Annotated in this window: 20 protein-coding genes and 1 pseudogene; 7 read left to right on the forward strand and 14 right to left on the reverse strand. The window is 59.4% G+C overall.

Annotated elements, in window-relative coordinates:
• Nucleotides 1–11 precede the first annotated feature (11 nt).
• The 12 genes and pseudogenes from Q352_RS0119125 to dnaA all read right to left on the reverse strand — a co-directional run.
• Nucleotides 12–269 (reverse strand): annotated as a pseudogene (locus Q352_RS0119125) (transposase); the annotation flags it as partial.
• A gap of 18 nt (nt 270–287) precedes the next feature.
• Complete coding sequence (locus Q352_RS23685) at nt 288–785, reverse strand: hypothetical protein (RefSeq protein ID WP_156952621.1); 498 nt, start codon at nt 783–785, stop codon at nt 288–290.
• A 10-nt stretch (nt 786–795) separates the two neighbouring features.
• The gene (locus Q352_RS0119135) at nt 796–2,772 is read right to left on the reverse strand and encodes a hypothetical protein (RefSeq protein ID WP_156952622.1); all 1,977 of its coding nucleotides are present in this window, start codon (nt 2,770–2,772) and stop codon (nt 796–798) included.
• Between the two features lie 3 nt (nt 2,773–2,775).
• Complete coding sequence (locus Q352_RS22065; protein WP_036387026.1) at nt 2,776–3,447, reverse strand: hypothetical protein; 672 nt, start codon at nt 3,445–3,447, stop codon at nt 2,776–2,778.
• Nucleotides 3,448–3,693: 246 nt separating this feature from the next.
• Entirely contained in the window at nt 3,694–4,059 is a 366-nt protein-coding gene (locus tag Q352_RS23690; RefSeq protein ID WP_156952623.1) for a hypothetical protein, read from the reverse strand.
• A gap of 72 nt (nt 4,060–4,131) precedes the next feature.
• Nucleotides 4,132–6,027, reverse strand: coding sequence for a TniQ family protein (locus Q352_RS0119150; RefSeq protein ID WP_084300428.1), 1,896 nt, complete (start codon nt 6,025–6,027; stop codon nt 4,132–4,134).
• Nucleotides 6,028–6,066: 39 nt separating this feature from the next.
• Nucleotides 6,067–7,041, reverse strand: a complete 975-nt coding sequence (locus tag Q352_RS0119155) for a TniB family NTP-binding protein (protein WP_036387027.1) — start codon at nt 7,039–7,041, stop codon at nt 6,067–6,069.
• Nucleotides 7,038–9,005 carry a TnsB C-terminal domain-containing protein gene (locus Q352_RS22070; protein ID WP_169735669.1) on the reverse strand — a complete coding sequence of 656 codons (1,968 nt, stop codon included), beginning with the start codon at nt 9,003–9,005 and terminating at the stop codon, nt 7,038–7,040. The genes Q352_RS0119155 and Q352_RS22070 overlap by 4 nt, the downstream gene beginning before the upstream one ends.
• Nucleotides 8,986–9,675, reverse strand: a complete 690-nt coding sequence (locus Q352_RS22540; protein ID WP_051529107.1) for a TnsA endonuclease N-terminal domain-containing protein — start codon at nt 9,673–9,675, stop codon at nt 8,986–8,988. Before Q352_RS22540 ends, Q352_RS22070 begins: the two co-directional genes overlap by 20 nt.
• 611 nt (nt 9,676–10,286) lie before the next feature.
• Nucleotides 10,287–12,680, reverse strand: coding sequence for a DNA topoisomerase (ATP-hydrolyzing) subunit B (gene gyrB / locus Q352_RS0119170; protein WP_028500699.1), 2,394 nt, complete (start codon nt 12,678–12,680; stop codon nt 10,287–10,289).
• A gap of 282 nt (nt 12,681–12,962) precedes the next feature.
• Nucleotides 12,963–14,069 (reverse strand): DNA polymerase III subunit beta, encoded by a 1,107-nt coding sequence (gene dnaN / locus Q352_RS0119175; protein ID WP_028500700.1) that lies wholly within the window; start codon nt 14,067–14,069, stop codon nt 12,963–12,965.
• A gap of 39 nt (nt 14,070–14,108) precedes the next feature.
• On the reverse strand, nt 14,109–15,524 hold the full coding sequence (dnaA, locus tag Q352_RS0119180) for a chromosomal replication initiator protein DnaA (protein ID WP_028500701.1): 1,416 nt from the start codon (nt 15,522–15,524) through the stop codon (nt 14,109–14,111).
• A 193-nt stretch (nt 15,525–15,717) separates the two neighbouring features.
• Between dnaA and rpmH the strand changes: the two genes are divergently transcribed.
• From rpmH to Q352_RS0119210, 6 genes are all read left to right on the forward strand, one after another.
• Nucleotides 15,718–15,852, forward strand: a complete 135-nt coding sequence (rpmH, locus tag Q352_RS0119185; protein ID WP_028500702.1) for a 50S ribosomal protein L34 — start codon at nt 15,718–15,720, stop codon at nt 15,850–15,852.
• A 13-nt stretch (nt 15,853–15,865) separates the two neighbouring features.
• Complete coding sequence (rnpA, locus tag Q352_RS0119190; RefSeq protein WP_028500703.1) at nt 15,866–16,228, forward strand: ribonuclease P protein component; 363 nt, start codon at nt 15,866–15,868, stop codon at nt 16,226–16,228.
• Nucleotides 16,204–16,413, forward strand: coding sequence for a membrane protein insertion efficiency factor YidD (yidD, locus tag Q352_RS23140; RefSeq protein ID WP_028500704.1), 210 nt, complete (start codon nt 16,204–16,206; stop codon nt 16,411–16,413). Before rnpA ends, yidD begins: the two co-directional genes overlap by 25 nt.
• A 20-nt stretch (nt 16,414–16,433) precedes the next feature.
• Nucleotides 16,434–18,089 (forward strand): membrane protein insertase YidC, encoded by a 1,656-nt coding sequence (yidC, locus tag Q352_RS0119200; RefSeq protein WP_028500705.1) that lies wholly within the window; start codon nt 16,434–16,436, stop codon nt 18,087–18,089.
• A 121-nt stretch (nt 18,090–18,210) separates the two neighbouring features.
• On the forward strand, nt 18,211–19,569 hold the full coding sequence (gene mnmE / locus Q352_RS0119205) for a tRNA uridine-5-carboxymethylaminomethyl(34) synthesis GTPase MnmE (protein WP_028500706.1): 1,359 nt from the start codon (nt 18,211–18,213) through the stop codon (nt 19,567–19,569).
• Nucleotides 19,570–19,754: 185 nt separating this feature from the next.
• On the forward strand, nt 19,755–20,957 hold the full coding sequence (locus tag Q352_RS0119210; RefSeq protein WP_028500707.1) for a tyrosine-type recombinase/integrase: 1,203 nt from the start codon (nt 19,755–19,757) through the stop codon (nt 20,955–20,957).
• A 582-nt stretch (nt 20,958–21,539) separates the two neighbouring features.
• Here Q352_RS0119210 and Q352_RS22080 read toward each other — a convergent pair.
• Nucleotides 21,540–22,274: a hypothetical protein gene (locus tag Q352_RS22080; protein ID WP_036387028.1), complete on the reverse strand. Its 735-nt coding sequence runs from the start codon at nt 22,272–22,274 to the stop codon at nt 21,540–21,542.
• Nucleotides 22,275–22,943: 669 nt separating this feature from the next.
• Between Q352_RS22080 and Q352_RS22085 the strand changes: the two genes are divergently transcribed.
• Nucleotides 22,944–23,552, forward strand: coding sequence for a hypothetical protein (locus Q352_RS22085; protein WP_028500708.1), 609 nt, complete (start codon nt 22,944–22,946; stop codon nt 23,550–23,552).
• Between the two features lie 343 nt (nt 23,553–23,895).
• Here Q352_RS22085 and Q352_RS0119230 read toward each other — a convergent pair.
• The coding region (locus Q352_RS0119230) for a TylF/MycF/NovP-related O-methyltransferase (protein ID WP_028500709.1) at nt 23,896–24,411 on the reverse strand (516 nt) is incomplete at its 5' end.

A 24,411-nucleotide genomic window follows, 5' to 3' on the forward strand; every position in this document is an offset into this window, starting at 1 on the left:
CCGAATCAGTTTTTTCCGAGGACTTCCTTCAGCATTTCGATGTCGAGTGCCTGATTGGCGACCAGACGTTTCAATCGGGCGTTCTCTTCCTCCAGCTGTTTCAGTCGTTTGGCTTCCGACACCTCCATACCGCCAAATTTGTTGCGCCAGTTATAGAAGGTGGCATCAGAAATACCATACTTGCGGCACAGTTCCGTGACCGGAAGACCGGCCTCCGCTTCCTTCAGGACGGCGATGACTTGCGCTTCAGTGAATCGAGACTTCCGCATGAGAGGCTCCTTTGGCCTTCATGCTAACTTATGCTTGGTATACCTGCAGGGGGGAAGGTCAACATGGCGCAGATATTCTTCATCATCTTTGAGATCGATATCGAGCAGATGAGCTTGTAGCCTCCTCTGGAGGGGGGGCCGCTTCTGCGATAAATAGAGAGCCCCAAGAAGTGACTGTGAGCGGGTCGCATGGTGGAGACCGCTGCTCCCCGATTTTTCCAGCAGTGTGGTATGGAGGCGACGGATAAAGTCTTCATCCTGAGGCGTGGCTGCGGTGAAAAACCGAACGATTTCGGCAACCACTCCTGGGTCTGTTGCGTTGTTGACCAAGCTTACTGCTTCCGTCAGGCAGACTGCTGAACGGCTGTCGCTGAGGGCGCGGAAAAGCTCGGCGGACTCTGGTGTATCTGCAAGATCAGCCGTTAAGGCTGCGAGCTCTGTCGCGGAGTGGCCCTCTAGCCTGATGGACTCGCCGCAACGGCTTGCCTCAATAAATTGATAGGCTAGGTTGCCCATTTTTGTCCCCTTAGAAGAGCCCAGCCGTCCCCAATGCGACCTGACGATGCGTGGAGGGGATCACCGGCTCAAGCTCAGGGCGAAGCACTGCGCCGACGAGAACTTGTATTCCTGGAATCTCCTCTACCGTAGTACTGACAGCATCAATCAGGGCCGTAAAATCCTCAGGACTCATTTCGGAAGCCGCAGGGGAATCGAGGACGATCAAGCCAGGGTGTCTACCAAACCCACGCGAGCGTGCAACTTTCAGCGTTGCCAGCGCGGTAGCAACACGCATGCGCAGATTCTCGCCGCTATTTAGGCCTGAGAATGTTGTCTCTACCCCTCCCTGAGTCATGGCCATCTTGTGGGCTTTGAAGGAGAAGGATTCAAGGTTGCGCACTCCGAAGCGCTCGGTTAGCCCGAAGACCTCTCTTTCTAACTCTGACATGAGTTCCGTTTGGAGCGCGTCCATCATGGCTTTTGTGAGTTTCTCTGCGGATTGAATAATCCGTAGTGCTTCATTACTTGGTGAACCCGCAGCTTCCAACTCACCGGTGGTAGAGGCCCCTAGTTCTTCTAGTCGGCCCTCGAGCTTAGCGATTTCCAGCTGCAGTGCGTCGTTGTTATCCGAGCTAGTTAAAATCTGTTCAATCGCTTGGATATCTCCTAAATACATCCCACGAGACGCTTCCGCTTGTTCCAGTATTGCCTCGGCGGCGCGGACAGCCGCGCCTGCGGTCTTTCTCGCAGCATCGGCATCCTGTACCGCGGCTTCGATGGCAGCCATGCTCGTGCCGCTATCTTCGGTGTCCTGCACATTGGTATTCCCGCAAAGCCCACAGGCCGTGCTTTCGGCGGCTTCAAATCGACCTGGTGCGAAGCCTGTCTCACATGCAGGGCAGCACACTGGTTTCAATTTACGGAACACATAGCCGGCCGCAACCTCATCCTTGGCTTGCTGTAGGCGCCGGCGGGTCTCTGTAAAGGCAACAGCGGTCTCCTGTGCAATTGTGCGGGTAGCTGTCAGCTTGTTTCGTAACGCCGTGACATCTGCCTGCGCGCGAGCAAGCGCGCCATCGAGCTTGCCGAGTTCAGACCGTAGTTTGCTACGATCGGGTAGTTTGGCCAATTCGTTACGCCGTGCCTCTAGTTGCTGGTTGAGTTCCTCCGCTCGGCTTGCTGTTTTGGCCTTAGCTGAGGCCGCTTGCGTGGCCGCCTTTTGGTGTGCGTTTTGCATGCGCTTGAGTGCAGTGGATATTGCCGTATAGGTCGATATCCATGGCAATCCAATAAACAATTGGATGAGGCGGATGGGCAGGCCATCCTCGGTGTGATCGCCAAAGATGGCCGGTCCTGGCCCTGCAATAAAAAACGCAGAGGACATCGCCGGCCAGCCGTGCTCGACCACGACGTCCTTTGCCTTCTTGTAGGCATGAAAGTGATCAAAACCTAACTCGTCCATGAACAAGTCTTCCATTGCATCCTTCAGCCCATCCCCGGCGGGTCCCTGATAAAGGCTAACCTCCGCATCATCTTGGCGGCGTACCAGGATGGCGACCGCCTTGGCCGGGTCGGTTTCGCCAGCTTCTTTTTGGAGCGAGATCGAATAGCAGACGTGGTCAATGGTAAAGGTCAGGCGTAGTGCGTCGATCCAGCTCCACACGTCACGCTTGATATTGCCTGGGAACCGGCCCTGCAATGCGGCTTTGATGGTTGACAGGATGCTCGACTTCCCCTTGGAGTTCCCTTGCGAAAGCAGTGCCCAAATGCCGTCGCTCAGTTCGGACCATTCAAACGAAAAGCGCTTTACAGCTTCTTTCGTGTGCTTCAGCCCTTCAAGGTGAATCGCCTTGATGTTCAGCGTCCGCGCGCGTGGTAGTACCGACTGTGGTTTGACCCCATATGTATCTAGGATGGTGGTGACAGTTTCCGCTGTCGTGTCGGCTTCAGTCGCAATTGCCGCATACCACTCAGTGACAGTCATCGAAAGTGGGTTGTTTTCCATATTCTAATCTCCCCTGATTTCGGCGATTCGAGCGAGTACCCTGTTCTTGATCGACGGGATCATCGCCCCGAAAGGCGTCGTGGCGTACTCTTCTTCGGCGTAATGAATATCCTTGAGCGCACTACCGCTTTTACCTTGAGCAACCAACAGAGCAAGCTGTGCCTGAGTTTCATACCATCTCAAGCTTGGCTGCTCCACGACGGCGTTCTTCAAAAATTCGCGCGCTTTGGGACCTGTGAGGTATTCGAACTGGTAGCCGCCTGTCGGAAGTTTCCGCTTCATGGTGCGCACGAGGCCTCGATACGACAAAACAGAGAGGGAGGTCTGCAAGTCGTCGTATGCCCCTCGTCGCCACCTAATCATCTTGACGATACGGATGTCTGGTTCGTTGTTGTCGAAGATCTGTTCGGCAGCTTCCAATGTCGACACATCACCAGTCTGCACGTAAAGATTGAGTAGCTGGTCAGCAAGATAGTCGGGATAACGAAGCCAGAAATCGATTGCCAGGGCCCGTTTTTCACCGAGGAAAACGCAGTCCCATCCCTCGAATGGCTTATCAATGGATTCACTACCTTGAACTAGGATGCAGAGGAGCCGAAGCGCATCTCGGTATACGTGCCCGGTTTCGGTTACCCTGCTATGTGATAAGTCATTTTCTCCCTGAGGCGTGAACATTTACCTGAGTCCCTCTGTCATGGTGTCGCCGTGTCGGATTATGGTAACCCATAAAAATACTATTGGCATGAACTAACCATAAAGGAAAACATGGGCTTGTCCCATCCCTCCGGAGAGGTTGTTCAACCTAACAGGTCGTTGCCTCAAACTGCATGGGGCTGCCTGACCTCGAGAATTCCAGGTGATCGCCTGTACAGTATTACATCGGCTGGGCCGATGGTTTTCGGCTCAACGTCGGCGCAGAATTCATTTATCTCGAGGCCCCAAGTAGGATGCAAATGGCGTGTTCTGGCGCAAGCGTACTGCTCGTGGTGAATCTTCCCGCAGCAGGGCGGCAGCCCGTTTGGGATGTTTGAGCAGTTCGGTCCATGCGTCGATGAAATCGCGGCTGCATAGCTGTTTGTTGCGCCACTTTGCTACCTGCTTCATGGCATAGCGAGCCACCACTGGCCCTGTGCGCTTGCCGCACAGCAAGCCGGCGACCCGCGCATGCATCCGCTTGCGTTGTGCCTCGCGTTGTTCTTGTCGCTGCTGCGCAAGGGCCCGGGCCTGAATGACTGCGAGTTCTACCTCGTCCCCTGTGACGGCTGCTTGATGATTGGTTGTAACCATATGCTTGGAGTGTCCTGACAATGGGGAACTGCAGTTGCTATAGATCATGTAAGCATGACAGTTTTTGCCGGCCTACCCACGCTCTACACGAAGGTAATGTTCTAGATCTTCCCGTAAAAACACGTAGGTAATGCCGCCATCGGTCCTTGGCCCACTCACAGGCCAGACCCCTCGATTGATCAGTGCTCTTGAGGCGGACTGGCGGCCATAGCCACTCAACTCAGCCAGTTCCCGTCCCCACACATAGCGTTGCCGAAACCGATCCAGCGTCTCCTTGTGAATGCTTGTCATTCTTTTTGATTCTGCTTGATGCCAATCGTATATTAGACCACGGTCCCGGAGCCAGTACAGCACATGCTCCTTGATCCCGAGATAACGAGCGGCACCGGCCAGTGAGAACACGGTTTTCTCTGGCTGGCGTTGCTCGAACCAGTGCCGGAAGCTCTGGCGGGACAGCAATAGCCCGCCGATGCCGACCTTGGCCGGGTTGTGTCCGATCATCTTGAGGTCACCCTGCTGGATGGCCTGCAACAGCTCTACCATGCCGGCCCCGTTACGGGTGTAGCCACGGCAAATCTGGTCGATCGAGATCAGGCTGCCGCAGTCCGGGGTGGCATGGGCATTGACCTGGACACTGGTCAGGAAGGTGTCCAGCACCTGCTGCTGGAACATCCACTGCACCGGATCGTTTTTGCCACCGCTGGGACGATAGGTGGGTTTGATCAGTCCTCGCTCGACGAACAGCTTCAGCCGGCCCTTGCTGACGCCCAGGTAGGCGGCGCTGTCGATCAGGTTTAGCATCCCGCCACTGGCCAGGAGAAACTGCTCCAGCGAAGTGCGGCTAATCATCAGGAAATCCCGCCTGCCGTGGTGGTCGGCGGACCAGCCTTGCAGTGCTCCTTGCTGTACCAAGGTCACTAGCTTGTCACGAGATAGGCAGGATTGCTGGCTGGCTTCGACCACGCTGATCACCGGGTGACGCTGTTTGACGCCATGGCTGATGAAATGGTGGCGGTCGGTGATCCGGCCTTTCCAGTGCAGCGCGATGAAGCGTTCCAGTTCCTGCCGGACGAAATGGAACTCTGGATGGGCCAGTGTCCTGTGCAGCCACGCTAGTTGCTGGCCAAGAAACTGGCGCAAGGACAGCGCGTACTCGCGGCCGGGCTGGACTCGTTCCTGCAGGAACGTGTCAAACACTGCAGGCCAGTTAGACAGCAATCGGGCGGTATTGGCCAGAATCGGCAGCAGCACCTTTAGATGGTGGTGCCGCTGGACCTTCTGCGGCTTGGTGACTGTGGAGAAGGTGGCGTAGCAGCCAAGGCTCCATAGCAGCTCACAGAGCCGGGTCAGGTGCAGTGTGGCCAACTCGGACGGCCAGTCCTGCTGCAAGGCGGTGGCTGCCGGTTCACCGCCAGTGGAGGTCACGAAGGCCGCAGAGATCAGCTGGCCCAGTGCCTGCAACGGGCCGTCTGCCTGGGGAGTACGAGCCTGCCGCAGATCCTGACCACAGAAGCAATGAAACAGCTCGCCTCCATGCCAGCGCAGAGGCTTGTGGCAACCCGGACAGTGCTCTTGCAGCAACTTGCCGTGCTCAGGGCAAACAATCTGTAGGGTCAGCTGCCACTCTGCTTTCCAGTAGCCGGATTCACGTAGACAGGCAGGACACCAGCGCCGGTGTTCGCTGTTCCAGAATTGGGTTTTGAGGCCCAACAGGTGAGATGGGGCAGGTTGCAATGCTGGAAGTGAGGGGCCGTAGATCTGGTGTAGCGAGGGTTCAGGATGACCGGTTGTCAGCTGCAGGAACTGGTGGAGGGTGACGTCGGGCCGGCTGTGCTGCCGGCGGATTTGGGCGACCCAGGCCAGGCTGCGATGGCCGTTGCGATCCCCTAGGCGGAGCAGGTAACCCAGCGTGCTTTCACGCGGCTGAGGCAGGGGCCGCGAAGGTAAATGGTAAGAAATTTCAGGCATGGCAAATCCCCCTCCGGGTGAGGGAGGGGGCCAAGGTTGTTACTGGGAGGCCGGTTTGGGGCGATGACGGGGGGAGTTGAACACGGTGGGTTCGAACGGCTCGCCGCGTTTGTTCAGCCGCCGGAACACAAACGCTGGGTTGAACGGGTTCAGCTTGCCGGTGCCGCCGGACCAGATCGCCTCGGTAAAGGCCTGTTCCAGCATCCAGGGCTCGATCTGCCGGTAATTGCCAGCCAGCCGGATCTCGGTGGCGGTCACCAGCAGCCTGCTCAGATAGCCGATCAGCCCGTTGGTCGCGTAGTGCAACCGAGGCAGCAGCTCGCTGGTGGCGAGGCCCGAGGTGCCGTTCTCTCCGGTCAACGGATCGAGCGAGAACACCACGTCGGCAAACTCGGACTGCCCGTCACCCTGTTCCAGCTCGAGCGGTGCCAGCAGGCAGTGGGCGGCGAAGCGTCGGCGCAGCTGTTCATTGATCCGCAGCAGTTCTTCCGACTGCGGCAGCCCAGCCAGCACGACTGGGATGCGCAGCGTGTCGATCAATACCTTCATCCACTCCGACACGTCGGTCGCACTCGCCCGCTTGCCTCGGTCGAGGAAGTGATGGAACTCGTCGATCATCACCATCTCGACCTGGCAGGCCTTCAGCAGTCGTACGATGCGGGCGGTTTTTTCGGTGGTGGTGCCGCTGCTGTACATCGGCTCACCGATGGCGATCAGGATCTCCTCGGCGAAGCTGCGCATGGTTGGTGCGGCCGGTACCCGTACATACAGCACGGGGATCCGGCGGTTTTCGGCCAGTTCCTCCGACGGGTGTTGCCGCCGATAAGTCTCCAGCGTCGTGCTTTTGCCGGCCCCGGAGGGGCCGAGCAATAGCAGGTTCCTGGGCGCAGCACCCTCAAGGGAGAGTTGATGGGCTCGAGCCAACTTGTCCATCGCCCGCTGGAAAGCAGGGTAATAGATGCGGGCATTTTCCAGTCGTTTGATCTGGTTGATATGAGCAATAGCGGTACTCATGATCGGTCCCCCTGATCATCCGGGTTGAACCGGGTCGGCAGCGGGCGTGGGGTGAACTGAAGCACCGGCTCTGGAGGAGTCGGCGGCTCGTCGTCCTGACGTTCCACCAGCGTTGAGCGGGTATTCGAATGGATGCCAGCCTTTTGCGCGGCCCATTTGCGCTTGCCCAGCTTCTTGCTGCGGAAGGCTTCGCCAATGGTGTTACGCAGGCGCTCCTTACTGGCGGCCAATCCGGAATGGTCGGTTTCTCCCTGCCCGTTTTCCTTCAAGCCCTGCTGGATCAGCTGGTGCTGGGCCAGCCGCAGGCCGTTAGCGTATTCGAATTCAACCGCCGGCACCGCAATGGCCTTGCCGGAATCGGGGTCGATGACATGGATCTGGCCCAGATCTTCCACCGAATAGCGCACCATCACCTTGACCCGGGTGCCATGCCGATGCCGGATCGGGAACAGGGCTCGAGAGTTGTAGCGCAGTCCGTGTAATTCGACCCCGTAGTGGCCAAGTACCCGCTCCGTCGCGTGGGACAGGGCGACATCGAGGCGGCTACGCTCGGGTAGTTCGATCGGGGTCAGGCGCTGGCTGTCGCGCCATTTGGCGTAGGGGGTGGTCTTGAGCCCGCGGTGATAGCTGTGGGCGTAGATGTCGACGATCCAGATGTGCAGGGCATGGAGCAGCTCGTCGAAGGTGGCGACTGCTTCCTTGACCGGATCGTAGCCGTGCCTCTCCAGCCAGTTGGCGAAGGACGTACCGGGCTGGGCATGGGCGAACTGGCTGGCCACCGAGCCCAGCATGCGTTCCACCCGCCCCTTGAAATAGGGCTTCTTTTTGGGGCAGAACTGCAGGTAGATTGATAGCTCGAAGCAAGCCTGTTCCAGTGACTGCGAATGGAATTCCAGCCCGTTGTCGCAGATCAGCGTGTCCGGCAAACCATAGCAGGGCCAGTCGTGCTCAACCCGCGGATAACGCTCCTGCAGATTCCCTTTCGGCAGCACCGCATGACGCAGGCAGCCGAATACCGATTCGACGCTGGGGGGCGAGAAACCAAGGTAGAACCCCAGCACCATCCGGCTGTAGTGGTCGATGACCAGCGTCAGCCACGGGCGACCCAGCGGTAGCCAGGTTTTGTCGTCGACTACAAACAGATCGAGTGGAGTGTGATCGATTTCTACCCGTTCCAGTATGAACTTTGACTTTGGTGCCGCCAGGCTAGTGCGGAACTCGTTGTTGGCGTATTCCTTGCCGTTTCGGGCAAGTGATTTTTCGTACTCGGGGATGGTCTGCACCGCCCGGCGCACCGTGTTGTAACTGGGTATACGGAGTTGATCGTTGGGTGATCGCAGGCGGTTCAGTTGATCGATCCGTGCCCGCAGGCTGTCGTGAATATCCCTGATTGAGCACCCGGGCCCCTCTAGGAAGCGGGTTTGAATGAGATCCACGAGCGCTTCCTGGACCTCAATGGGAGATCTGCAGCCGTAGGAACCAGAGCAGCGAATAAGCTGCACGAGAGTACGGGCATCTTGGTTGCCGCTGCTGTAGCGACGGTACCAGCGATACAGTGAGCTGCAACTGGGCGGGGTGGGATCTCCCAGCTTTTTACTTATCAGGGCAATTCGCTCTGACATGACGGTGGATGACCAGTTGGGTGGTCCGAATGACGTCAGCTCATCCAGATAGTGTTTCCGTCGTAGAGCCGCCGCCTGCAAGGGTTCAGGAAAGGCAGAAAACGGTTGTGACGTACGCCGGTTGATTGTCTCTGTTTGTCTGTCGAGGGACTCCAGTGATGTGCCGGGTTGTAGACGATGTTCGTCATACAGAGCCAGTAGCTCGCCTTTGTTGTACTGCTGCAGCATTAAGGACTCCATGTCCTCTAGGGTGAACTGCTCACCGTTGATGGCACGGGCAATCCGGTATCGGCGACCGTCCAGCAGCATGGCCTTGCCGGTCTCAAAGGAAATTCTGGACATGAGCATCTCCTTGGCTGGGTGCGAAAACTGGTGTGCTGAGGCAGAGCTCTTGGCTCCAGTCGAAGATCAGCAGGCTGTGGGCAATGGCCGCGAGGGCATAGGGCAAGCCGCCCAGAGATTGGCCCCACTCTTCCAGCGTTTTGTTGGGGCAAGACCGGTGGAGTACGCGGGGCACCGGTTCCGGCAAAGGGGTCGACAAATAGCGATGCAGCAGTTTGAGGTTGCCAAGCCGGGGTTCGCGACGGATGGCGTCATCCGTCAGGATGCGGAAGCGCTGGTTAGTGGCTCGCATTTCATTGCGGATCAATGCAAAGGTTTGGGCCAGATCAGGCTGGGTTAGCTTGGCTGCCGGCTTGACCTCAAGCACGAGGGTCGAGCCGTCCTCCAGTTTCAGGGCGAAATCCGGGGTGTAGCGCCTGACTCGTGTGCCATCGGTGAAGGGGAGCGTGAACGGTTGTTCGCGGATGTCTGTAACCGACTCGGAAAAGTCGCACAAATACAGAGCATCCCGTTCGAGCAGAGATTCGAACGCCACCATTCGGCCTGCTTTGACCGAGGGAAACTTGCCGCGGACGATGCCGCCCGTATGGGCGACGACTTGGCGAGCCGGCGTGTGCGTGCCCGACCGCCAGGCCGGCTGGAAGCCGGTGCTGTGGAAAGTGGTTTTCATGTCAGCCTCTCGATTTGCGAATCGACAGGGCGCAAGCACCCCTGCCAATTCGCGAGCTATCGAAAAATTGGACGCAAGAGGGCTTGACCGACTGTAGGAGGCTGACGATACTGGAGGTGCGAACTCATTAGTGGGGTGTCAACCTCACCACCAGACGGGGCGGGCTCTTGCTTAGGTAAAGGGGTCGTCCCGTTTTTACATTTCGCGTCTCCTTTTTAAAATGACCCGAGCTAAGGTGCGGCAGTGCTTATCTGGCAAATAGCTGACTGGGTCTGAATGTTCAAGCGAGAAATTTAATATGCTGGGCCTTTCTTGACAATAGAGAGGTCTGTTTATTTTATTTTCAGATTCTGTATACAGAATATTTGATTGTTTTATTTATTAGATATTTGTGTGTATATGAATGGTTGGGTTCATATTTTTATTTAGATATAAAGACAATAGCCGCTCAATTGAGCAGCTATTGTCCTGTCGCATTCATTTTTATTTAATGATTTTTTCACGGTGAAAATTTAAAAAGCAAAGAAGCCCGCTTTAGGCGGGCTTCTTTTTGGTTTTTTCATCGATCATGGAAATTTCTTCATCGATCGTGGAAACCTACAACAGCACCCTCAAATATCAATATTCCGCGCAATCAGCGCATTGCTCTCGATAAAGGCCCGGCGTGGTTCGACCTGGTCGCCCATCAGCGTGGTGAACACGTCGTCGGCCGCCATGGCGTCCTCGATGCGCACCTTCAGCAGGCGGCGCACGGTCGGGTCCATGGTCGTATCCCACAGCTGGGCCGGGTTCATCTCGCCCAGGCCTTTGTAGCGCTGGATATTGATGCCGCGACGGACTTCGTTCATCAGCCAGTTCAGTGCCTCGTCGAAGCTGGCGACCAGGCGGCCGGCGGTTTCGCCGCGCTTGATGGCGGCGCCGGGGCCGATCAGGCCGGCCAGCATGTCGCTGGTCTTTCTGACCTGCGCGTAGTCGGCGCTGTCGATGAAGCTCTGGTCGAGGTAGGTCGTGATCGCGTTGCCGTGCAGGTGGCGGATGATGCGCACCAGCCAGCCGTCGTTCTTCTCGTCATGGACGGCTTCGAGCGAGATCGGCGACTCGGCCAGCACCGGCGTCAGCGCGGCGATGGCCGCGCGGGTGTCGGCCTCGGTTTCCAGGCTGATGCTCGGCACGTGCAGCAGGGCATTCAGCACCAGCGTGTCGATGACGCGGCTTTCGCGTTCGATGACTGCCTGTGCGACCAGGAACTGGCGTGCCAGCGCACCGAGTGCGTCACCGCTGATCGGGTCGGCGCCTTCACGCGGGATCAGGCGGGCATTGTCGAGCGCCAGTTCGAGCAGGAACTGGTTCAGTTCGCTGTCGTCCTTCAGGTAGCGCTCCTGCTTGCCGTGCTTGAGCTTGTACAGCGGCGGCTGGGCGATGTAGATGTGGCCGCGTTCGACCAGCTCCGGCATCTGCCGGTAGAAGAAGGTCAACAGCAGCGTGCGGATGTGGGCACCGTCGACGTCGGCGTCGGTCATGATGATGATGCGGTGGTAGCGCAGCTTGTCCGGGTTGTAGTCGTCCTTGCCGATCGAGGTGCCCATGGCGGTGATCAGCGTGGCGACTTCCTGGCTGGCGATCATCTTGTCGAAGCGTGCGCGCTCGACGTTGAGGATCTTGCCCTTCAGCGGCAGGATGGCCTGGAACTTGCGGTCGCGGCCCTGTTTGGCCGAGCCGCCGGCGGAGTCGCCCTCCACCAGGTACAGTTCGGACAGCGCCGGGTCCTTCTCCTGGCAGTCGGCCAGTTTGCCCGGCAGGCCGAGCCCGTCCATCACCCCCTTGCGGCGGGTGATTTCACGCGCCTTGCGCGCCGCTTCGCGGGCACGGGCGGCCTCGACGATCTTGCCGGTGACGATCTTGGCGTCGACCGGGTTTTCGAGCAGGAACTCGGACAGCGTCTGACCGATGATTTCGTTGATCACCGGACTGATTTCGCTGGAGACAAGCTTGTCCTTGGTTTGGGAGCTGAACTTCGGATCAGGCAACTTGACCGACAGGACGCAGGTCAGGCCTTCGCGCATATCGTCACCACTGGTCTCGACCTTGGCCTTCTTGGCGATCTCGTTGTGCTCGATATACTGGTTGAGGGTTCGCGTCATTACCTGGCGCAGTGCGGTCAGGTGCGAGCCGCCGTCGCGTTGCGGGATGTTGTTGGTGAAGCACTGGACGTTCTCCTGATAGGAGTCGTTCCACTGCATCGCCACCTCGACCGTCATGCCTTCCTTCTCGCCGATGGCGTGGAACACCTTCGGGTGCAGCGCGGTCTTGTTGCGGTTCATGTACTCGACAAAGCCGGCCACGCCGCCGCAGAAGGCGAAGTTCTCTTCCTTGCCGTTGCGACGGTCTGCCAGCGTGATGCCGACGCCGTTGTTCAGGAAGCTCAGTTCGCGGATGCGCTTGGCGAGGATGTCGTAATGGAACTCGACCGTGCCGAAGATTTCCTGGCTGGCGTAGAAGGTGACTTCGGTGCCGCGATGGGTGGTCTGGCCGGTGACCTTCAGCGGTGCGACCGGTTCGCCATGGCGGAACTCCATTTCATGGACCTTGCCGTCACGCCAGATCTTCAGTCGCAGCCAGTCGGACAGTGCGTTGACCACCGACACGCCGACGCCGTGCAGACCGCCGGAGATCTTGTAGCTGTTGTTGTCGAATTTGCCGCCGGCATGCAGCACGGTCATGATGACTTCGGCTGCCGAGCGGTTTTCTTCGGTGTGGATGTCGGTCGGGATGCCGCGGCCGTTGTCCTCGACCGAGATCGAGTTGTCCGGGTTGATGGTGACGCGCACCGTGTCGGCGTGGCCGGCCAGCGCCTCGTCGATGGAGTTGTCCAGCACCTCGAACACCATGTGGTGCAGGCCGGTGCCATCCGAGGTATCGCCGATGTACATGCCAGGACGCTTGCGTACCGCGTCCAGCCCCTTCAACACCTTGATACTGTCTGCACCGTATTCCTGTTCACTCATCACTCTACTCGATTCGGTCGGTTGTTCATGGACAGCGCGCGGGCGTCCGTGGCTTGGCGGGGCAGGCCCCGCCGGGATTCCGCAATGGTCGTTGCGACGGCCGGGCACTGCGCCCCGCCTGCGTTCACCGCGGTCTGTCCGTTGCTGTCCTTGTGCCTGGCGGCTGCCCGCTCAGGCGATACATCGCCCGGGTCGTTGACCAGAGCCCGGGCGGTTGGGGCAGGGCGGGGCGGAAAATCCGCCGCCACACCTGCTCGATGCTGTCGATGGTCTGACGGCGGGCTAGATGCGCATCGGCATCACGATGTACTTGAAGTTCGGGTTTTCCGGGATGGTCACCAGCGTGCTGCGGTTCGCATCGCCAAAGGCCAGCTGCAGCGTGTCGACGTGCAGCGCGGCCAGCGCATCCTGCAGATAGGCGATGTTGAAGCCGATCTCCAGGCTGTCGCCGACGTAGCCGATTTCCAGTTCTTCCTCGGCTTCTTCCTGCTCGCTGTTGTTGCACTGGATCGACATCTTGCCGGTCTGCAGGGCGATGCGGACGCCACGGAACTTCTCGTTGGCCAGAATCGCCGCCCGGCCCAGCGCCTGCTGGAATGCCTGGCGTTCGATCAGGAAAATCTTGTCGTTGTCGAGCGGGATCACCCGGTTGTAGTCCGGGAACTTGCCGTCGACGACCTTGCTGATGATTACCGTGCCGCCAAAGGCGAAGCGCACCTGGTTGGCCAGCAGCTCGATCTGGATTTCCTCGTCGTTGTCGGCCAGCAGCTTGGCCAGTTCGAGGATGGTCTTGCGCGGCAGGATCACTTCGGCCTTCGGCAGGTTTGCCTCGACCGTGGTCTGCGCGAACGCCAGACGGTGGCCGTCGGTGGCCACCAGTTTGACCAGATTGCCGTCGGTCACGAACAGCAGTCCGTTCAGGTAATAACGGATGTCCTGCACCGCCATCGCGTACTGGACCTGCGACAGCAGCGCCTTGAATTCCTTCTGCGCCAGCGTCAGGCTGGCCTGGGCGTCGTGCGACACCGACAGCAGCGGAAAGTCGTCGGCCGGCAGCGTCTGCAGGTTGAAGCGGCTCTTGCCGGCCTTGACCGTCAGGCGGCCGTCGTCATGATCGAGCGATACGGTCTGGTGATCCGGGATGGCGCGCAGGATGTCCGAGAATTTCTTCGCCGAGGTGGTCAGGCGGAAGTCACCACCGGCCAGTGAGTCCGGGCTGGCGTGGGTGATCTGGATTTCCAGGTCGGTCGCGAGAAAGGTCAGCGTGTCGCCTTTCTTTTCGATCAGCACGTTGGCCAGAATCGGCAAGGTATGGCGCCGCTCGACGATGCCGGTGACGGCCTGGAGCGGTTTTAGCAGGGCGTCGCGATCGGCTTGCAAAATCTGCATGTCAGTTGACTCCTCGTCTGGAGATGGAATTCAGGGGGCTCAGTTGCGCAACATCTGGAGCAGAACATTGTAATCGCGGGAGATGTCACTGTCCGACTCGCGCAAGTCGGCCACGGTGCGGCACGCATGCAGCACCGTGGTGTGATCCCGTCCGCCAAAGGCATCACCGATATTCGGCAGGCTCAGCGGCGTCAATTCCTTGGCCAGCGCCATCGCGACCTGGCGCGGCCGGGCGATGTCACGGCTGCGCTTCTTGCTGTGCATGTCGGACAGCTTGATCTTGTAGTAGTCGGCAACCGTCTTCTGGATGTTGTCGACGGAAATCTGCCGGTTGCCGGCGGCCAGGATGTCTTTCAGCGCTTCCTTGACCAGTTCCAGCGAAATCGGCTGGTTCGAGAAGCGCGAATAGGCGACAACGCGCTTCAGCGCGCCTTCAAGCTCGCGCACGTTCGAACGCACGTTCTGGGCGATGAAGAACGCCACATCGTTGCCGAGCTTCAGGTTGTCGGCCTCGGCCTTCTTCATCAGGATGGCGACGCGCATTTCCAGCTCAGGCGGCTGGATCTCGACCGTCAGGCCCCACGAGAAGCGCGAGATCAGGCGTTCGTCCATGCCTTCTATCTGCTTCGGGTAGGTATCACAGGTCATGATCACCTGCTTGCCGCCTTCGAGCAGCGCGTTGAACGCGTAGAAGAACTCTTCCATGGTCCGGTTCTTGCCGGCGAAGAACTGGATATCGTCGATCAGCAGCAGGTCGAGCGAGTGGTAGTAGCGCTTGAACTCGTCGAAGGCCTTGTGCTGGTAGGCGCGCATGATGTCGGCGACGTAGCGCTCGGCATGGATGTAGCGGATCTTGGCCTGCGGGTTCTTCTGGAATACGTGGTTGCCGATGGCCTGGATCAAGTGAGTCTTGCCGAGGCCGACGCCGCCGTAGACGAAGAACGGGTTGTAGGTCGAATCACCGGGATTGTCGGCGATCTGCAGCGCAGCGGCGCGGGCGAGCTGGTTTCCCTTGCCGGTGACCAGGCTTTCAAAGGTGAAGGCCGGGTTCAGCCGCGTGCTTTCGTGCCCGCCGCCGATGGCCGGTTTGGGCGCGGTCATCCGTGGCTGCTGGGTGTGGGTGGACTCGGCCGGGATCTGGACGTCGCCGGTTTCCGAACTGACGGCGGCGCGGCGCGGGGCTTTTTCGCCCGGGGCCGTCGTGGCGGCGGCACCGCCGATACGCAGTTCCACCGACACGGCGTCGCCGAACAGCGCCTCCGCCAGGGTCTCGATGCGGGCCAGGAAGCGGTCCTTGACGAAGCCGAGCGAAAAGCGGTTTTGCGCGTACAGCACCACGCCCTCGTCGCTGACGACGCAGACGAGAGGCTTGATCCAGGTGTTGAACTGCTGCGGCGACAGCTCGGCCTCGAAACGGGCCAGGCACTGTGGCCAGAAGGCGGAGAGATCGGTCATTGGCAAACGTTCGGCGTTACGGGAACGCGGGGAAACAATCGGCAGGTGTTGTGGCATACCGCCGGTCAATCAAGCATTCTACCTTGTAACCGGGAAGTTATCCACAGCCATGAATCCGTTAAATGGTTGACAAGACAGCGATCTCCGGCTGTAATCTCTCGTTTATTTTCTGTTCCGAACATAGGGTATCGAGATGAAGCGCACCTTCCAACCGTCCGTCGTGAAGCGCAAACGCACCCACGGCTTCCGCGTCCGTATGAAGACCCGTGGTGGTCAGAGCGTCATTGGCGCCCGCCGTGCCAAGGGCCGCAAGCGCCTGGCCGTCTAAGCGTTCAGGCCCCGTGGCCTTTCGCTTTCGCCGCGCGCAGCGTCTGCTGAAAACGGATGAATTTTCATCCGTTTTTCGTTTGCGCCAGATGCGAACCAACGCCTGGTTTCAGGTCTACGTCAGTCCCAACACGCTCGGGCATGCCCGGCTGGGGCTGGTCGTCGGCAAGAAGACGGCCAAGCGGGCAGTACGCCGCAACTACATCAAGCGCTCAGTCCGCGAGATCTTTCGCCAGCACCCGGCCCGCCTGACGTCGTTCGACTTTGTCGTCCGCGCCAGAACGGCGTTCGGTCCCGCCGAACGTGCCGAGGTGGAGCAGGCGTTAGCGGCTTTGTTTGCCAGGTTGTCGACATGTCGCGTATCGTCCTCGCGCTGATTCGTTTCTACCAATTGGCCATCAGTCCGCTGATCCCGCCGCGCTGCCGTTTCCAGCCCACCTGTTCGCAGTACGCGATCGAGGCGGTCCGGAAATACGGCGTGCGCAAGGGTGGCTGGCTGGCGCTTAAACGGCTCGGCCGTTGTCGCCCTGGTGGCGGCTGCGGCTACGACCCGGTTCCTTGAATCCCTCACCCGGTTACGAGATGGATACCAAACGTCTTATCGTTTTCATCGCGTTGTCCTTCGGCCTCCTGTTTGTCTGGCAGGAATACTTTGCGCCGAAGCCTGCGCCGAAACCCGCCGTCGTGACGACGCATACCGCATCCGGCGTGACGACGACGTCCGGCGCACCGGCTGCGACGGCTGACGCGTCCGCGAACCTGGCCAGGGGCCAGAGCGTGGAAGTCACCACCGACATGGTGCGCGCGCGCATCGATACCGCCGGTGGCGATGTCCGCAGCCTGGACCTGCTGCAACAGGGTTCGGTCGACGACCCGTCCAAGCCGCTGACGCTGCTGACTGACCAGGGGGGACGCACCTATGTCGCCCAGAGCGGCCTGCTGTCGCCGGTGGTCGGCCTGCCGACGCACAAGACCGTGTTCAGCGTCGAAAAGACCCAGTACACGCTGGCCGATGGCCAGAACAGCGTGTCGGTCACGCTGGTTGCGCCGCCGGAAAACGGGGTGCAGGTCAGGAAGACCTTCACCTTCACCCGTGGCTCGTACCTGATCGACGTCCGTTACGACATCCATAACGAAACCGGCCGGCCGCTGCCCGCCAGCGCCTACTACCGGCTGCTGCGCGACGGCAAGGCACCGGAAGGCGAAGGCCGCTTCGCGCACACCTTCACCGGCCCGGCGGTCTATACCGACGCCGGCAAGTTCCAGAAGGTGGCCTTCGAGGACCTGGACAAGCACAAGGCCAGCTACGAGAAGAACTCGGACAACGGCTGGGTGGCCATGCTGCAGCACTACTTCGCCAGCGCGTGGATCCTCAAGACCACCGACGGCAAGAGCGTCTGCATCAACGCCCAGAGCTGCCAGTTCGAGCTGAAGCCGGTTGCGGGCGGCCTGTACTCGGCCGGCGTGGTCGTCAACCTGCCGGTCATCGCACCGGGGGCGACGCAGACCATCTCGGTGCCGCTGTATGCCGGTCCGGAAGAGACCAGGGTGCTGAAGGCTACCGCGCCGGGTCTGGAACTGACCAAGGACTACGGCTGGGTGACCATTATCGCCACGCCGCTGTTCTGGCTGCTGCAGACCCTGCATGGCCTGGTCGGCAACTGGGGCTGGGCGATCGTGCTGCTGACGGTCATCGTCAAGGCGGTGCTGTATCCGCTGTCGGCCACCAGCTACCGCTCGATGGCGAAGATGAAGGCGCTTGCGCCGCGCATGGAACGTCTGAAGGCGCAGTTCGGCGACGATCGTGCCAAGTTCCAGCAGGCGATGATGGAGATGTACAAGGCCGAGAAGGTCAACCCGCTCGGCGGCTGCCTGCCGATCGTGGTGCAGATCCCGGTGTTCATCGGCCTGTACTGGGCGCTGCTGGCGTCGGTGGAACTGCGTCAGGCGCCGTGGCTCGGCTGGGTGCATGACCTGACCCGTCCGGACCCGTTCTACATCCTGCCGGTGCTGATGGCTGCGACCACCTTCGCGCAGACCTTCCTCAACCCGCCGCCGACCGATCCGATGCAGGCGAAGATGATGAAGATCATGCCGCTGGCGTTCTCGGTGATGTTCTTCTTCTTCCCGTCGGGCCTGGTGCTCTACTGGCTGACCAACAACATCCTGTCGATCGCCCAGCAGTGGTTCGTCAACAAGAACATCGAGAAGGCCGCTGCGGTCGAGCGAAACTCCTGATGCGTGACGTCCGCGCGCCGGTCTGACCGGCGCGACCGCAAACGCCCGTTCCCTTGCCGGAACGGGCGTTTGCCATTCATTTCCTTGTGCCGTGCCGCACGGCCCATGAAACAATAAGACCATGAACACCCTCTACGCCCCCGAAACCATCGCCGCCGTCGCCACCGCCCCCGGGCGGGGCGGCGTCGGCGTCATCCGTGTGTCCGGTCCGTCGCTGCAAGCGTTCGCCCAGGTCATTTCCGGCGGCAAGTCGCCGCTGCCGCGCCGGGCGCTGTATGCCAACTTTGTCGACGCCGATGGCCGCGCCATCGACAGCGGACTGCTGCTGTACTTCCCGGGGCCGAACTCGTTTACCGGCGAGGACGTGATCGAACTGCAGGGCCACGGCGGCCCGGTGGTGCTGAAGATGCTGCTGGCGCGCTGCATGGAACTGGGCGCGCGGCTGGCGGAGCCGGGCGAGTTCACCAAGCGGGCGTTCCTGAACGAGAAGCTCGATCTGGTCGAGGCCGAAAGCGTGGCCGACCTGATCGATGCGCAGAGCGAGGCCGCCGCACGCTCGGCGCTGATGTCGCTGAAGGGGGCGTTCTCGCGTGACGTGAATGCGCTGGTCGACACGCTGATCGAGCTGCGCATGCTGACCGAGGCCACGCTCGACTTCCCTGAGGAAGACGACGTCGAGTGGCTGGAAAAGGCCAATGCGCTGGGCCGGCTGGCGGCAGTGCGCTCGCGCCTGGATGGCGTGCTGGCCACCGCCCGTCAGGGTGCGCTGCTGCGCGAGGGCATGCGGGTGGTGCTGATCGGCCAGCCGAATGTCGGCAAGTCCAGTCTGATGAACGCGCTGGCCGGCGACGAGGTCGCCATCGTCACCGAGGTGGCCGGCACCACTCGTGACACCGTGCGCGAACAGGTGGTGCTGGACGGGGTGCCGGTGCACATCATCGACACTGCCGGTCTGCGCGACACGGCCGACGTGGTGGAAAAAATCGGTATCGAACGTACCTGGGCCGCCGTGGACCAGGCCGATCTGGCGCTGCTGCTGATCGACGGTCGCGACGGCGTGACCGCCGACGATGCCGCCATCCTCGCCCGCCTGCCGGACCGCCTGCCGCGGGTGGTCGTGTTCAACAAGATCGACCTCAGCGGCGAGGCCGCCGGCCTGAGCGAAGGCGACGGCCATCAGATCGTCCACCTGTCGGCCCGCTCGGGGGCGGGGGTCGACGTGCTGCGCCATGTGCTGCTCGATGCCATCGGCTGGCAGGGCGAACGCGAGGGCCTGTACCTGGCCCGCGAGCGCCACCTCGACGCCATCCGTCGCGCCAGCGCGGAACTGGACGCCGCCCAGGACGCCTACGGGCTGGCCGCCGAGCTGTTCGCCGAGCACCTGCGCCGCGCGCAGGAGGCATTGTCGGAGATCACCGGCGAGTTCCGGGCCGACGACCTGCTCGGGGTGATTTTCAGCCGGTTCTGCATCGGAAAATAATTTGATGTCCCCTGGGGTCCCGGGGCATCCATAAATTCTGTGAAAACCAGCAGATAGTAGGCCTATTTGTCCTGCGGAATCCCGGTATGTCCGTGGACATCCAGCCACTTTAGGTACACGCTTTGGTACACAAATAACTGGGTTTTGGTTATTGTGTACCTACGAGTGAGTAACCGAGAGCTGCCATGCCACGCCAGTCTACCCCGCTGACCGATACCAAAATTAAGGCGCTGAAGCCCCGGGCTGAACGTTACCGGGTTAGCGATACCGGTGGGCTGTTGCTGGAAGTCATGCCGAGTGGTTCCAGAATCTGGCGATACCGCTACCAACAGTACGGTGTCCGCCAGCCGGCACTGACCATCGGTAGCTATCCGGATATCAGCCTGGCTGCTGCCCGCAGGCAGAGGGATGCCTGGGCTGCTCTGGTGGCTAACGGGGAGTCACCCAAACGAGCAGTGCAGAAAGACAAGCTTGAGCAGCTGAACACGGTTGCTGCTTTTGCAGAGGCATGGATTGCTGAGCAGTTACCAGGCAAGTCTGATAGTTACCAGTCGACCATGCGACGCATTCTGGCCAAGGACGTTTTGCCCAGACTGGGTGACATGCCTCTGAGAGAGGTAAAACCCGCTGACATCCTTGAGCTGTGTGACCGGATCAAGTCCCGTGGAGCACCCAAAATGGCGCTACTCACCCGCAATGTACTCAAGCGGATGTATGACTTTGCTATCGCCAGGCAGTTGGTGGACTACAACCCCGCTGCCTCCCTAGTGGCTCGCTTCATCGCAACGGAAGAAAGCCGGACTCGGGTTTTGTCTGGAAAAGAGGTTGGTGAGGTCCTGCGAGGGGTGTATGCCTCGGATATTCGCCGGTCGCTGAAACTGGCCCTTCACCTTCTGGCCATCACGATGGTGCGTAAAACCGAGCTGACAAACTCGAAGTGGGAAGAGGTCGACCTTGAGGCCGGGGTCTGGGACATTCCGGCCGAACGCATGAAAAGAGACCGACCTCACCGGGTCTATCTGTCACAACAAGCCAAAGATCTGTTGCAAGAGCTGCGAAATCTGTCTGGCCAATCTGCCTATCTGTTCCCCAGCTCTCGCGGGGCGGTAGACCGTCCGATTTCCAGCAGCACGTTGAACCAGGCCATCCGGGCCCTGGCACTGGAAGTACAGCACTTTGTCCTGCATGACTTCCGTCGCACCGCTTCGACTCACCTGCATGAGATGGGTTATCCATCCGATGCCATAGAGAAAGCGCTTGCCCACAAGATCCCTGGTATCAAGGGCGTGTACAACCGTGCAGAGTATGCCGAGCAACGTCGGCTCATTTTGCAGGCCTGGGCTGACTTTGTTCAGGGGCAAGTAGAGGGAAGCAGGATCGTGCCTTGAGTGCTTTGGGGATTTTCCCCACAGGTGTGGGCAGTTCTATGACCTCGCACGTGCTGTGGTGCTCGTCTTCCTTCCCGCCGACGAAGGTCAATTCAAGTGCTGCACCAGGAGTGGGCCAGTAAGCGTTAATGACCTCTCGCCTTCCCTCTGTATGGTGGCTTGGCCACCATGCCAGCGAGGGCAAGATTGCCGATGTTGCGGAGACCACCGGTCGGAAGTCGGCCTAAGCGGTCCTCCACGGCATCTGCCCTGAGTGGCCGTTAAGGGCCAAATTCCGGCCATTTCCGTTACACCGTCGCCGAAGGGCTACTTTCAGACTTTGGGAACGAACACTTTCGACCCATATCGGCCGGTTAGGCTATACGAGATCTGAGCTTTGCGCGCGGAACCATACCGGCCACTCGGGAAGGATATCCAGCATCACGATACCCCGGTATTGCGAAATGCTGAAGGAAAGGTGCGCAATGCCCTAAAGCCACGCCAGTGTTCGCCTGATAGCTGCGGCGCGTCTGAGCGGACATAAGCCCGCTCCCTCCGGGGAGCGGGTCTGACGCCTTCTTTTTTTCCTCAGCACGTCGTCGTTCAGATCGCCGTTTCGGCACCAGCCAGTGCCTGTAGCCGCTTCACTTCCTGTAGAATCTCTGTGTGGACTGCCATGCGATCCAGAACGCGACTGGTGGCTGCCTGAGAAAGCCAGCTCGGACCAACGAGGGACCTGAGGTGCGCCAGCTCCTGCGGCGTAGCGAGGCGACCGAATTGGGAATAGATGCTCATGTGGGCGAGTGTCGTCAATTCGTCGAGGTCACTTGAATGGCCGCCGAGTGAGCGAATCTGACTTTTGCTGACCGTGTCCATCTCGATCACGATTTCCCGCTGACTCCCTTTATAGCGACCCGCGCCTTCCCCGTAGCCGGTGATCGACGCCTTATTCGCTTCCATGGCAGCCAGAAAATTACGATCCTGGTACAGACGGTTGATGTTAACGATGATCTGCGCGGGTGCCGCCCTCTCGATCACCACGATCACGCCCTGGTAGTCACCTCCCTGAGGCGGCACCCCATTTTTAAAGGTCATGGCAACAGGATAGCTCAGCGTCCATGACGACACCTTCTCCCTGAGGCAGTCGTCGGCGATCAGACCCCATACGAAGCCCTTCGTCAGGCCGACCTGACGGTAGCAGCGTTTCACACTTGTCCGGAATTTCGCCGGGAGCGAGGCGCATTGCTCCTTGAGCGCTGCAGCCCGCTTCTCCGTGGAGCTGCGTTGCCAGTCGCTAACGGCTTGAAGCAGAGACAGTTCGAACTTGTTTGCAGCCATGTGCTTTTGCTTGAAATAATTGAAAAAAGAAAGTGGCCAGATTTTCTCACGGCCGCACGCACGGGTTGTGGTCGTGACATAAAGCCCGATCCCCGAAGGAAGCGGGCTTTATGCTGGACCTCGGATCTTGTCATCGCTAGAGAGGTCATGGAGGATACCTGTGAGCGCGTCATCATCGCGCTTTCCGGTTCGTTCATGTTATCCCCCATCTCCGTGGATTTGATTCAGTGCGCAGACTGACGCAGCATCGTTGCCTTTTCCGGTTCGAGATGTACGCACGCCGCGTGTCTCTGCGGGGACCGGCAGGGTGATTGCGCGATCGTCCCATGTGCTTTCAAGCTAGCGTCCGCGATCGCCGGCTCCCGAATGTTCATCATTCGCGATTGGATGGCTGGTTTCAGGTTATTGCTTACGCTTGCATGTCTGAAGGACGCCGCACGTGAACGGCGGCTAGTGGCCGACAGCAGGCATGCTAGAACAACAGCATTGTAACTGCTTTAGCCGAACTACTACCGACCATGCTGCAGCACCGTCAGTTGGTCGGCCATTGCAGTCATTCATGACAACGTTGTAGCATGACTGCTTACGGCCATAACCAGTCGTTCCAGCGGACCGTCAAAATCTGTGTTTTTGCCGTCCACTGAACTCCAACATTAGGCGCTAAGAAATATGAAATTACACATCGGCGTGCTTCACGAAGACCAAATACCGAATGCTTTATTCCAAGAATTCGAAGAATCAATCAGTGTGCCTGGCTTGATATTTAGACGAGAGACTCGCGCTTCTGGGGTACCCTTCGCCGGTGTCGAATGGCTAATGCCCACGATAGTGCTTGCATATGTTGCAAAGCCGTACTTTGATTCATTCCTCAAAGAAATGGGCAAAGATCACTACGATTTACTCAAAAAGGGGTTCAATAAGCTTTATGAACGGTTTGCTGGTCCACGAGCTCCTGATGTGAATATTGTAGCAACACAAGGCAAATCATCAGAAGACCAGCCGTATTCGCTGTTCTTTTCCGTCGTCGCTGAAGCGCCTGATGGTGTTCGCCTAAAGCTGTTAATTCCACGCCCCATTGAGCAGACTGAATATGAAATCGCCATTTCAAAGTTTCTGGATCTTGTGCAAAGCACCTATGACGGCGATATGGCTGAGGGCGTGGTAACAATTTTCAAAAACGCGCCCATTACTAGTGGCACGATCCTCGTGACCTACGAGACAGCCACAGGTAAGCTTGTACCCGTGGACCCGCTTGCCGGGCGCCGGCCTCAGCAGTAATCACCTATGCAGCGCCTAACTGGTCGGTCAAGCGGACGCCAAGACTGGCCATGGCCAATGTTGGTATCCTCCGAGCTTCGCGCTCCTGTGCCAGTTAACCTGGGCGTTAGTGTCTACAATGCAATTACAAACAGACATTGATGCCTCGAACATGAACGTCAGCTAAGGCCGAGTAGCAGCCTTTCGTGCCGGCCATGCCAGGCAACCGTGGTTTGCACCCACTGGGTGATGCCGCAAAAAAAAATCCCAATGAACGGTAGCACCCCTACTGCACAGCACCTAGGCTGTGCAGTAGGGAGCTATGCAGCGCTTCAGCTATTGCTGTCCTCGCCTGCCGTTTCCCTCAAAGCACCATATACGACACCCACGGCTCAAACGGAAACCGCCGGATCTCATGCGTACCGATCCCCACGATCTCCTGCAGGGCCAGCGTCTCGCCCGGAAACGACTCGCAGTTGATCTCGTCAAAGGCGACGATGGCGCCTTTTGGCATTCGGGGCAGGAACAGCTCCAGTGCCTTCTTCGTCGGTTCGTACAGGTCGAAGTCGAGGTAGAGCAGGGCGATGATGGTGTGCGGATTGGCTTCGAGATACTGCGCGGCGGTCTGGGTGAAGTCGCCTTTGACCACCTCGACGTTCGGGATGTGTGCCAGGTGGCGCTCGCTGTTGTACTTCTCGACAGAACGTTTGAGCTCTTCCAGTGGGCTGCCGCAGATGTCGCCAGGCTGGCTGTGCAGGCTGCCCTGATTGTCCACGACGTTGACACTGGGGAAGCCTTCGAAGGTGTCGAAGCCGACGATTTTGCGCGTGTAGTTGACCGGTTCGTGGATATTCGACAGTTGTGCCCAGGTGAAGAGTCC

Origin of the sequence: Microvirgula aerodenitrificans DSM 15089 (genome assembly GCF_000620105.1) — a bacterium.
GTDB classification, from domain to species: domain Bacteria; phylum Pseudomonadota; class Gammaproteobacteria; order Burkholderiales; family Aquaspirillaceae; genus Microvirgula; species Microvirgula aerodenitrificans.

What these genes read in the sequence shown, in the direction of transcription:
- Q352_RS0119210 (WP_028500707.1), top strand. Translation starts at nt 19,755, where the DNA reads ATGCCACGCCAGTCTACCCCGCTGACCGATACCAAAATTAAGGCGCTG.
- Q352_RS22085 (WP_028500708.1), top strand. Translation starts at nt 22,944, where the DNA reads ATGAAATTACACATCGGCGTGCTTCACGAAGACCAAATACCGAATGCT.
- dnaN (WP_028500700.1), bottom strand. Translation starts at nt 14,069, where the DNA reads ATGCAGATTTTGCAAGCCGATCGCGACGCCCTGCTAAAACCGCTCCAG.
- yidD (WP_028500704.1), top strand. Translation starts at nt 16,204, where the DNA reads ATGTCGCGTATCGTCCTCGCGCTGATTCGTTTCTACCAATTGGCCATC.
- mnmE (WP_028500706.1), top strand. Translation starts at nt 18,211, where the DNA reads ATGAACACCCTCTACGCCCCCGAAACCATCGCCGCCGTCGCCACCGCC.
- rpmH (WP_028500702.1), top strand. Translation starts at nt 15,718, where the DNA reads ATGAAGCGCACCTTCCAACCGTCCGTCGTGAAGCGCAAACGCACCCAC.
- Q352_RS23685 (WP_156952621.1), bottom strand. Translation starts at nt 785, where the DNA reads ATGGGCAACCTAGCCTATCAATTTATTGAGGCAAGCCGTTGCGGCGAG.
- gyrB (WP_028500699.1), bottom strand. Translation starts at nt 12,680, where the DNA reads ATGAGTGAACAGGAATACGGTGCAGACAGTATCAAGGTGTTGAAGGGG.
- Q352_RS0119150 (WP_084300428.1), bottom strand. Translation starts at nt 6,027, where the DNA reads ATGCCTGAAATTTCTTACCATTTACCTTCGCGGCCCCTGCCTCAGCCG.
- Q352_RS22065 (WP_036387026.1), bottom strand. Translation starts at nt 3,447, where the DNA reads ATGTTCACGCCTCAGGGAGAAAATGACTTATCACATAGCAGGGTAACC.
- Q352_RS22070 (WP_169735669.1), bottom strand. Translation starts at nt 9,005, where the DNA reads ATGTCCAGAATTTCCTTTGAGACCGGCAAGGCCATGCTGCTGGACGGT.
- Q352_RS22540 (WP_051529107.1), bottom strand. Translation starts at nt 9,675, where the DNA reads ATGAAAACCACTTTCCACAGCACCGGCTTCCAGCCGGCCTGGCGGTCG.
- dnaA (WP_028500701.1), bottom strand. Translation starts at nt 15,524, where the DNA reads ATGACCGATCTCTCCGCCTTCTGGCCACAGTGCCTGGCCCGTTTCGAG.
- yidC (WP_028500705.1), top strand. Translation starts at nt 16,434, where the DNA reads ATGGATACCAAACGTCTTATCGTTTTCATCGCGTTGTCCTTCGGCCTC.
- Q352_RS0119135 (WP_156952622.1), bottom strand. Translation starts at nt 2,772, where the DNA reads ATGGAAAACAACCCACTTTCGATGACTGTCACTGAGTGGTATGCGGCA.
- Q352_RS0119155 (WP_036387027.1), bottom strand. Translation starts at nt 7,041, where the DNA reads ATGAGTACCGCTATTGCTCATATCAACCAGATCAAACGACTGGAAAAT.
- Q352_RS23690 (WP_156952623.1), bottom strand. Translation starts at nt 4,059, where the DNA reads ATGGTTACAACCAATCATCAAGCAGCCGTCACAGGGGACGAGGTAGAA.
- Q352_RS22080 (WP_036387028.1), bottom strand. Translation starts at nt 22,274, where the DNA reads ATGGCTGCAAACAAGTTCGAACTGTCTCTGCTTCAAGCCGTTAGCGAC.